Below are 11444 nucleotides of genomic sequence, written 5' to 3' on the forward strand. Positions count from 1 at the left end.
AAGATGCATAAGTTTAAATTACTGTTTACCTTAATGTTACTTAATTTAGTAACAGTTTATGCCCAAGTACAGGAGCAGGTGTATGCTCTTTTACCATTACAGAAGTTAAATGTATTTAATTCACCGTCCACATTTTACGACAATCAGGCAGGTTTTCCTTATCAGGTTGATGATGACGTATATAGCTATGTAAAGCTGGAAATAAACAATGACGAGCCTCCTTTTAATTGGTATGAAGCCAGTATAAGTTTTGAGATAATTCCTTTAAAAGCAGATGGAAGTTTAGATAATGCTAACATTTTAAATGAAATATTGGTGGTGAGTTATAATCCTAATTCATCTTTTAATTCAGGAACAAACTTTAGTGATCTTAGCTTTTTAAAAGTTGATAACCGATATGGACTTCAGGTTTCAGTAACCAATGTCGAAATTAAAGATGTTCCCACAGGAACAATATCAAGTTTAATTCCGGATAATTTATATATAAGCGGAGGGTTTGTTGCCAAGAGATTTTACGAAATAACTCAGCAAACACCTGTAATTAATGCAAGTGAAACATTTTATACATATTCCGGAGGAACTGCAATTCCAAGTGAATTAGTATTGAGTTGGAATACTTTACCGGGTGCAATTGAGTATGAATTGGAATGGACATGGGTAGATAATTATTCAGATTCAGGAGTAACAACTGCTTTGGCGCCAAGTCAGATAAAATTGAGTGAAAGAGATTTTGAATTGAATAATACACGAGTTTTAGCGAATAGTAATTCATATACAATCCCTTTAATTTATTCAAAAGGGTATTTAATTTACAGAGTTAGAGGTGTCAGTCGATTTAGAGATAATTCAGAAAAAAGCTATTTTGGTGAATGGAGTTCAGGTAGTGCAACAAAACAATTCATCTCAGATTGGCCTGATGTTTACACCGTTGAGAATCACGATAGCGGGAAAAATTGGCAATTTCAGGCCAGTTATGCTGAGGAAGGAAAGAAAAAGGAAGTGGTAAGCTATTTTGACGGGTCATTAAGAAACAGACAAACAGTTACAAAGATAAATACAGATAATAATGCAATTGTAGGAGAAGTAGTTTATGATGCACAAGGCAGACCTGCAGTTGAGATATTGCCTGTTCCTACGACCAATGATAAAATACAATATTATAATAATTTTAATCAGAACAATTTAGGAGATCCGTTTACACATCAAGATTTTGATTGGGAAACAAACACAGCAGGCTCGGGGAGTAGTACAGTTTGTGATACGGATTTAGTTCAAATGAGTGATGCTTCAGGAGCAGCAAGATATTATTCTTCCAATAATGATTTTTTGAATAGAAAAAATCATCAATACATTCCGGATGCAAATGGATATCCCTTTTCTCAGGTTGAATATACTGCTGACAATACAGGAAGAATAGCAAGAAAAGGAGGTGTAGGAAGTTCTCATCAATTAGGTTCAACTCATGAGATGAAGTATTTTTATACAAAACCAACGGTTGAAGAATTGAATCGATTGTTCGGATATAGTGTGGGGAACGCTATTCACTATAAAAAGAACGTAGTTATAGATCCTAACGGACAAGTATCTGTAAGTTATATTGATCCACAGGGGAGAACCGTTGCTACAGCACTTTCCGGAGGTACTCCTGCAAATGAAAGCGGTACGGAGGAACTTTTAGACGGTTTGGAAGATGAAGATGATGCCGCTACAGGAACTATTTCAGACGGGGGAACCGAAGCAATACACGGACAGTTCTTTACGGACTTGTTAAATAAACTATATGTTGATGATGTAGATACAAATTTTGACAATAATTATCCATTAAATACAGGGAATTTTTTATTAGATGATGGTTTAAAATATTTTGGAACACAATTCAATAGTAAAAAGAACTCAATCTTTACATTTAAGTATTCTGCAAAAGGTAAAAATGCTTATGCCATAGATTGCGGCAATCAAACAGTTGGGTATCCTTTTGTGTACAAACTAAAAATAGATGCTTTAGATGCATGTGGACAATCCGTATTAGCGCAAGGAACAATCGATATCAGTTTACAAAATGAACCGGCTACATCAGCTTATCAATTTGAGAGTTGTCCTAAAGAATATGATGCTGAAGGAAACCTGATAAATACGAATGTAGATTTATATAACTTAGAGACAATCAGTAACAATACTGTATTTTATGACGATCAATTTGTTTCAGGAACCTTAGAGGTAGGTAATTATAATATAGTTAAGGAGATTGTAGTTGACGATGACGTTTTAAACAATTATGCTGACGACTACATTAACAGACTAAAAGTAGAAGGTTGCGTGATTTGTCCGGAAGCATTGTCACCTGAAGCTGCATTTGAAGATTGTTTCCAGACTTGTGAGGAATGTGTGGAAGCTTTAGGAACAGATGTGAACGATTACATCCTGACACATTTGGAACTCTATAATATAGACCTGGAATTAGATTCGGGAGGTTATTTTTATGATGATTTAGGAGGCAATTATACAGACCTGAATCAAATTGAAAACGGTTATTCAACTTCAGAAATTGAATTGTTGATTCAACGTTTTGAAAGAGAATATGAATTATTGGTAGAAGAGTGTTTACGTCCTTGTCAGGTTGACGGGGTTGTTGAAGCAGGCTCAAATGTACCGGTAGTCACTCTCTCTTGTGAGTCAAAAGAAGCAAGGTTACTATCAGACATGTCACTTTCCGGACAGTATGGCTATTACGGAAACGGAGATGATCCTAATAATCCGGGGAGCGTTTTGATCTTAGATCAAGATCCGTTAAGTATTTATAATAAGGAAGATAATCAATTGTATTTTGATTATGCAAATTATATACAGAACACAGTTAATAACAATGGTTATACTCTTAGCGGTACTCCATTTTCATGGAAATATCCTTATAGTATAGAAAATGCAGGAACTACTGATCCTAAACATTATTACGATGATACCGATCAGATTGCCTATGTTTTAGTACAAGTCATTGATGATAACGGTACAATAACATATTTACCGGAAATTGACGATCCTGTTTATCTCCAGAACGCCGGGATTTCAGGATTCAAAAAGATAGAACCCCAATATTTATTGAATGTAGGAGATTTTGTAGACAAATTTGAAAATTCATGGGCTAAGTCACTGTTGATTTATCATCCGGAATATGCCTATTTAGAGTATGAACAAAATGTTTGTACCTTAACAGATGAATTAGACTTTACATTTATAGATGCGGTAAATGGTAATACCACTACATCGTATACCCTTACAGCCGACGGATATACAAATCTTTTACAGTCTTTAACGTTTGATGAAGCGCTGCTAAATGGATATCTTGGCACGACGCCTTATGATTTTGTAGCAGTTCACGCCATTGTCGATAATGATCCGTTTTTCAACTATGAATTAAGTATCGAAGGAACAAGTGCGGCGAATTTGAGAGATAAAAGAAAAGCGATCATGCTTGAAGCAATGATCATTGACGCAAATAATACTACAGGACTAAGCGGTTCCGGAAAGTCAGCTTTTGAATTAGCACTTCAAAGTATCTATTGTAATAACCTGTCAGTATGTGATATTTCAGGAGTAGATATTTTTAATGACCTGACAGAAGAACAACGAAACGATCTTTGGTTTAAATATGTGTCCTTTTACATTTCAGAAAGAAGTAAGATAAAAAGTGTTTTTGCTAATATTTATGCTAAGAATCACGGAGCTTACAACGGTTGTATAGACGATCATCCGGTTGTACCGTCAAATATTCTTTATCCTATTAACGGATATACAGAAACCGCTTCAGCGAATATAATCGATTTATCTTCATACATCAGCGAGCCAAGCCTTACTATATGTTCTTCAGTTGCGGGACAAAATGGTCTGTATTTGGAAAAAGAACGAATCTTTTTACCATCAGATGCCTTATATGATTCTTCTCAAACCGGATCGGAAAATTTAGAAGAAATGACCGAATGGGCAGCTTATTATACGTATACGGAGACAGGGATGTGTCCGAAAGCAATCTATATGGATTTCTTTTTAACTAGTTTAGGAGAGCAAATCAGTGCCGGTGCTACCGCTATAAGTATATCAAACCTAAGTATGAACTATTCGGGAGCATCCCTCAATACAGAGTTAATTGATGATGTGTATTCCGGATTTGACTATTTCACTTCCAATCAAATTTTAATTACAAGTAATGTAAATACTTCCAATGAGGAGTTGACTATTGCTGTTACAAATGGTTCAGATACCGCAAATATCCTGACGTTTTTTGAAGATACATACTACACTTGGGATACATACAGTACCGCTTGGACTATAGAGTCATTGTCTCAGTTCACCTATGCAGCTCCTTATGATACAAGTAACAATCGGTTTAATTTTGCCGTTTTGGTCACGATAAAAGATCTGAATACAGGAACTTTAGTAGAGAAAGTTTTTTCAGGGTATACCTATGCCAGAATCGGAGAATGTACCATCAATGGAGGTAGTAATGGGGTAGGTGATGATTTAGGAGACGGTTCAAATGTGCCAAGTTCATTCAGTAACTGTACTAAGCGTAATGATTTTGAATTAGGGTTGATGAACATTATGAATTATTTGAACGATACTAACGCAATAAATAGCTCTAATGTCGATTTATTAAGCTTACCGATCTTTACAAATAGCAGCCTGTATGATTTTATTGCAACCGATATGGGAGTATCCTCTTTAACCACTGCTGTTTGGAATACAACAACTTCCGGTTATGAAATAGAAGTAAATGCTACAGTAAAATACGTTTTTGACGTTTCGATTCCTAATACCCAAAATTATAATTTTGATGATGTAATTATTGATGATACAATAAGTTCCGGATCAAATTTTAACATCACTTTTAAAGGAGTAGACAGTAGTTTTGCTACCACTCTGTTTAGTGGAATACTGAACAAACAGATGAATAGTGTAAATCAGAATTTGAACTTTACGTGCTGTAAAACAGTTGTACAAACCACAAACAACCAGCCAATCATAGAATCGCTGTTGATGGGCTTCTACAATCAGTTGATAGCAGATTGGCAGGCAGATCCGGGGGCTAATTTTGAAGGCTATACAAATACGTATTTAACGCAATTGGGAGGATACATCAGCGGAAGTACAATAAACAGCCAGTTGAACATATCCAATGTAGCTTTTGAAAATCCTGATTATATAAAATTTCAGATAAATATTGATAAAGAAGCCTCTTGTCCGGTTTATTTGCCTGTAGGGGTTAAATTTGAAACCATAGTTTCTGTTACTGCGATTGATTTTTATGATGTGGACTCTTATGCCGTATTCTTTACAGATAAAGATGAAAAAGAGTATTCGGGAGTAATTAAAGGAACCTGTAGTTTTAATATGGTAACGGAAGTAACAACCGAAGAGTGCGATTTCGGCTGTATACCTCAGTTAGTAATACCGGTTTCCTGTACAAACGGGTACGATTATTTTGTTCAGAATTATGTTTCCATTTTCGGAGCAGGAGCCTTACCGGAACATTTTACAGAAGAGCATTTCTGTAATATGAAATATGCCTACATAGTAGAAGGCTATATTTATTATTTGAATACATTAAACATAACAAGTATTGATGATCCGTACTATATCAGTATCGATGAATTTGGAGGAACACCGCTTAATTACGGATTGGATTATAACGGTAATGGCTATGAGGATATAGTAGATGCTTTTCAGCAATTTATCAATGCTAACGGACAGCTAACGAACTGTGAATTTGTAAATTGGTCTTGTTTCGTAGTTAATGATTTTATGGTAAACAATACTGTTTGTCCGCCAAATCCGCTAACCATTGAAACAGTTATTGAAGTAATAGATGAAAACCCTGATTGTGTAGAATTACAGATAGGAATAAGCGAAGCTTACAATAATGAAGCGTACCAGTCGTATTTGAATACCAAGAAGGAAGCATTTAAAAAAGCATATATACAAGCAGCCTTATCCGATTTAATAGAAAATTTTGAAGTAGAATATTTCGACAAAGAATACCAATACACACTTTACTATTACGATCAGGCAGGCAATTTAACCCAAACAGTGGCACCGGAAGGAGTAAAACGATTTACACCTACCGATATGGTCAATAAGAGCGATGCCATCAATCAATACCGTGCAACTTATGACCCGGATGTAACAGCAGATGATACGAGTTTACAGCCATCCCATACTTTTAAAACGCAGTACCATTACAATTCATTGAACCAGTTAACCTGGCAAAGTACGCCGGACGGAGGGATCAGTCGTTTTGCATACGATAAACTGGGAAGGATCATAGCCTCACAAAATGCAAAACAATTAGCCGCTATGGCGGTTAACGGAAATGCAAGAATGAGCTATACGGTTTATGACGGCTTAGGAAGAATTACAGAAGCCGGAGAAATAAGCGGAATAACAGCATTAAACGGAACAACAAAATACTCATATTATATTTCCGAAGAAGGAAAATTAATAAATGTAACCAGCGATGCGGTCGATGACGGAAGCGGTAATAGTACCTATGTTATTACAGAAACAGAAGTTGACGGTTTTGGAACCGGACTAACGAAAGCGGAAGTGACCCGTACGGTTTACGATACCAATCCGGAAGTGGAATCGGGTATTTATTCCAATCAGTATTTTACAACGCTGGCAGGAGTTAGCGTGCAGGAGCGTACTTTTAACAACCGCAACAGGGTAACCGGAATCTTCTATTACGATCTGTATAATGAAAGTACACCTCTAAATTTTGACAATGCCATTTTCTATAATTATGATGTTCATGGCAATGTAAAAGAGCAGGTAACTTACTTTATGCCGTTAAAAGATTCCAATTGCGATTCAAATCTGGTACTGGATGCAAACACCGGACTGACTAACGATTGTGAAGCCCATTTAAAAAGAGTGGTTTATGAGTACGATCTGATCAGTGGTAATGTTAATAAAGTAACCTTCCAGCCCGGCAAAGAAGATCTGTACATCCATAAATACGAGTACGATGCAGACAACCGTATTGTTAATGTACAAACCTCAAAAGACGGTGTTATCTGGGAAAAAGACGCAAAATACGAATACTATGCGCACGGACCGTTGTCCAGAGTAGAAGTAGGAGACAAAATGGTTCAGGGAGTGGATTATGCGTATACCCTGCAAGGATGGCTAAAAGCCGTTAACGGAGAAAATCTGGCATCGCCTCATAACGATATGGGAGCCGACGGCATTTCAGCAAATATCCTTAAAACAAAAGATGCTTTCGGTTACAGTCTTAATTATTTTGACGGCGATTACCGGGCTATAGATACTGCCGATGACGGAACGGATGCTTTTGCGCCTTTAATGTTCAGCAGAAACACCTTCGGTGCCTCAAACCGCAATTTGTATAACGGAAACATTAAACAAATGACAACGGCTATCCGTACCAATGAACAGGCACTTTTAGACGTTCAGAAAAATAACTATACCTACGACCAGTTGAACCGTATTACCGGGATGACCTCAGTAGCCTTAAAACCGACAGATACCGGATACGACGATGTCAATTCCGTAGCAAACAGCTATGCAAGTTCATATAGCTACGACCGTAACGGAAACTTAAAAAGCTTGGTGCGTAACCTGCAAAACGGAGATCCGATGGACGAGTTGGACTATAAGTACTGGCCGGGCGACGGACAAACACAGCAGAACAACCAGTTAACCCTAGTTAAAGATGCAGTGGCAACCCTGAGCAACTCATTGGATCTGGAAGATCAGGAAAGTGCTTTAGGCGTTACTTTTGTAGATACCGATAAAAATACCCACAATTACCTTTATGACGAAATAGGGCAGTTGGTACAAGACCGAACGGAAAACTTAGCGATCGACTGGCGGGTAGACGGAAAAGTAAGAAGTGTTACTAAAAACTCGTATGTGAGCTTCCCTACCGTAATTACCTTTATCTATGACGGTCTGGGCAACAGGATCGGAAAAACGGTAACCACATCAAACCGTTCGGGAACTACGTCAAACACGACCTATTATGCCCGTGATGCACAGGGGAACGTACTGGGAGTTTATGATTTTTACGATTACCAAAGCGGTTTAAATTCTACCAAAACACTTACGTTAAAAGAACACGACATTTACGGTTCTTCGCGTTTAGGAGTAGAAGAAGAAAACCTTGAGGTGTATGAAAGCAGTTTAGGAACCAGTGTGATCCTCTTAAAATCCACTACAGCAAAAACAACAACGGCAACGATCAATACCATAGGAAACTCCTTGGTGTTAAATGCAGCTAACGAATACGTATGGCCGGGTAACGAAGTCGCTTATGAACATGTTAATATGTCGACTTCAACACTGTTAACCGATAAACTGTTAAGTTCCTTCCGGTTGAGTACAAAAGCACTCTGCCAGGTCGATACGCCGGTTTCCGGGATCAACAAAGGCTTTATAGGAGAGTTTCAGGAAAACCGTACACAAACCATACGCTATAAGTTCGATTGTGCCGGTACAAATGCCTTTCGTGATATCGGTTATTTCGTTTCGGCTAATAAAGTAAAGGTCGAAGCCTTAAAGAATACAACTAACCAGTATGCATTCCGTTTTACGGTCAGTCTGGATAATAAATATTATACTGATGAATTTAATCTTTGTAGCTATCCTTTAAATGCCAACTTACAGGCACAGGTCGACGCTGTCAGTGGTTTAACGGAGCATACATTTGAAACCGGCTATATTTTTGACGCGTCTCAGATAGAAAGTGCTCAGGGCGGATTAGACTTTTCATTTGTGTACGGCGGAAGCAGCAATTCCAGCATTGTACTGAGCGATAATTCCACACCGGCATTGACCCTAAGCACGGTAACCGGAGCATCGGTTCAGGCAGCTTCAATGTATGATAATGCCGACCCGGTTAACACACTGGGCGGACAGTATAACGACGACGGTACTACGATTGACGAGTACAATGACAATGCTTCAGTAGCCTTGTGTTACTTAGACTACAGCTTTAGCGATGCCATTCAGAATGTGAACAGCTCTGTAGCCAATGAAGATGCCTTAGGACATTTTGATTTTGACGGCAGCCTTGATGGCGAATTGGTTAAAGAAGCCAATGATGTGTTGTTTACCTCCGGCGATTACTTCCAGTTGTATTATGCAAGCACTCAGGTAACCACTACAGAGACTATGACATTGCAACCCGATGCCAATGCTTCGGATTACTATAGTTTCGGAGCCTGTCCGGATGATACCGACGGAGACGGTTTGCTGGACATTTACGAAGTAGAGATCGACAACGGCGTGCTAACGATCATAGACACAGACGGTGACGGTATCCCGAACTATTTGGATGTTGACGACGATGGCGACGGTATTCTGAGCATGTACGAGAACAACGACCCGGATAGTAACAATGCCCCTAATGATGCACAAGATACTGACGGAGATGGATTGCCTGATTATTTAGACGTTGATGATGATGGTGACGGTTATGCTACTTGGGAAACGCTTGAAGGCGGTCCGGGTTATTTTAACCCTCAAATACCGGATGATACAGACGGCAACCCCTATACTCTGGACGATGATACAGACGGAACCGCTAATTATTTGGACGACACCAACGGAAATTATCAGGTAACAGGCCCTATAGCAATCAAAAATTACTTATCTTTGATAGGTGACAAACGTTATGAGTTAAGTAATCATTTGGGGAATGTATTAGTTGTAATTAACGACAAGAAAATCCCAAGTTTAGACAATGGTAGTTTGTTGTATTTTAATGCCGACGTTCTTAGTTATACAGATTATTTTCCATTTGGATTTCAAATGACGGGACGTACTTTTTCAAGTCCGCTTTATCGTTACGGCTTTCAGGGACAAGAAAAAGATGACGAAATTAAAGGAGAAGGGAATAGTATAAACTATACCTTTAGAATGCACGACCCAAGAGTGGGTAGGTTTTTTGCGGTGGATCCGCTTGTATATGAATATCCTTGGTACTCTCCCTATCAGTTTAGTGGGAATAGATTAATTGATATGGGAGAACTTGAAGGACTTGAGCCAAAAGAAAAAGGAAAAAAAGAAGGTCAGACTGCTTGGGCAAGAACTGATAGGGGAAATGCAGGTACCAATATATTAAAAATGAGGACCAAAGGAAACCCGAAAAAACAATGGTTTTGGCACATGGGTACCGAAAACACAGAGGAAGGTTGGTATTTAGAAGACGCTTATGAATACACCCAATTAGATTATAACCATGGACAAGTTTTACCTGAAGCAAAATGGTATGAATTTGGAGATAGGTATGTAAATAATGAAGGAAAAGAAGTTGACGAAGGCTTTGTATCTGTAGTTGATCAAGATGGATATTTAACAGGAGAAAATAAAAATTTGCCTTACAGATTTGAAGTAAGCCCTTTATTAAGTGGGCCTGGCGGATCATCAAAAATAACAAAAGTTGGAAAGTTAAGAATGCTAAGATACATAAGGGCTGGAGTTTTAGCTCGGGCATATCAAGTAGCTGCTAAATATATTAATAATCTAAAAACAGTAAGAAGATGGGTAAGTGTTTTAACAGGAAAACACCCTGATCAAGTTGAATCTTTTTTAACAAAACAAGGCTGGACAAAATCATCTCCGCAAGTTTTATTTAAAGGAAAAAAACATCACACAGTTTTTACTAAAGTAACAAAATCAGATATAACATACCAATTAGACTATCATCCTGGCGGTGGTATTCATAAGGTACCCTATTGGAAACTTTATAAAGTAAGTAGCAATGGAGAGAAAACAGTTTTGGGAAGAATCGCTGAAGAAGGGTTTGAGAATTTCGATGAAATCACTAACTCACCAGTCTTTGTAAATGGTAAATTAATGAGATAAATATGTGTTTAAATTTTAACGAAAATATTATTGCTGGAAAGTCAATTGCTGGAATCTCAATTAATGATAATGTTAAAGATTGGGTTAATAGTATCAATCCTAGACAAATTAAACAAGAAGCAATATCTGAGCAATACACAGACTATGTAATTAACAATGGAATAGTTTCTTTTACAGGCAATAATGAAAGTGGATTAATTGAAAAAATCAGTTGTAAAAGACCTTACAATGGTAAATTTGATAATTTTTTTTATCCAGGTATGGTTGTAAACGAATTGATAGTAGAGAATAAATATTCAATCATTTTACATGGAATTTTAATAATTGATAAATCTATGAATATTGGTTTTGATTTACCTGAAGAATTTACTGAGTTAGACAGCATAAAAGAACTACCAAAATTTTTAGTACTAGAGGAATTGCATGTTATGAAAAATAATTGGTGGAGGTAATGGGTGGTAATGTTACAGAGTTAGTGATGTAATTTTCAATATAAGTTAAAGTTTTAAAAATCAAATGATAACGTAAATTTTATAAAAAAAGGATAAGCAATATTGCTTATC

Annotated in this window: 2 protein-coding genes; both read left to right on the top strand. The window is 37.3% G+C overall.

Annotated features, from left to right (window positions below; translation table 11 throughout):
- Positions 1–3: 3 nt before the first annotated feature.
- Positions 4–10881, top strand: a complete 10878-nt coding sequence (locus NHF50_RS09985; RefSeq protein ID WP_252776164.1) for a DUF6443 domain-containing protein — start codon at positions 4–6, stop codon at positions 10879–10881.
- 2 nt (positions 10882–10883) lie between these two features.
- Entirely contained in the window at positions 10884–11333 is a 450-nt protein-coding gene (locus NHF50_RS09990; protein WP_252776166.1) for a hypothetical protein, read from the top strand.
- Positions 11334–11444: the final 111 nt, after the last annotated feature.

Origin of the sequence: Flavobacterium sp. NRK F10 (genome assembly GCF_024054235.1) — a bacterium.
GTDB lineage: Bacteria > Bacteroidota > Bacteroidia > Flavobacteriales > Flavobacteriaceae > Flavobacterium > Flavobacterium sediminis.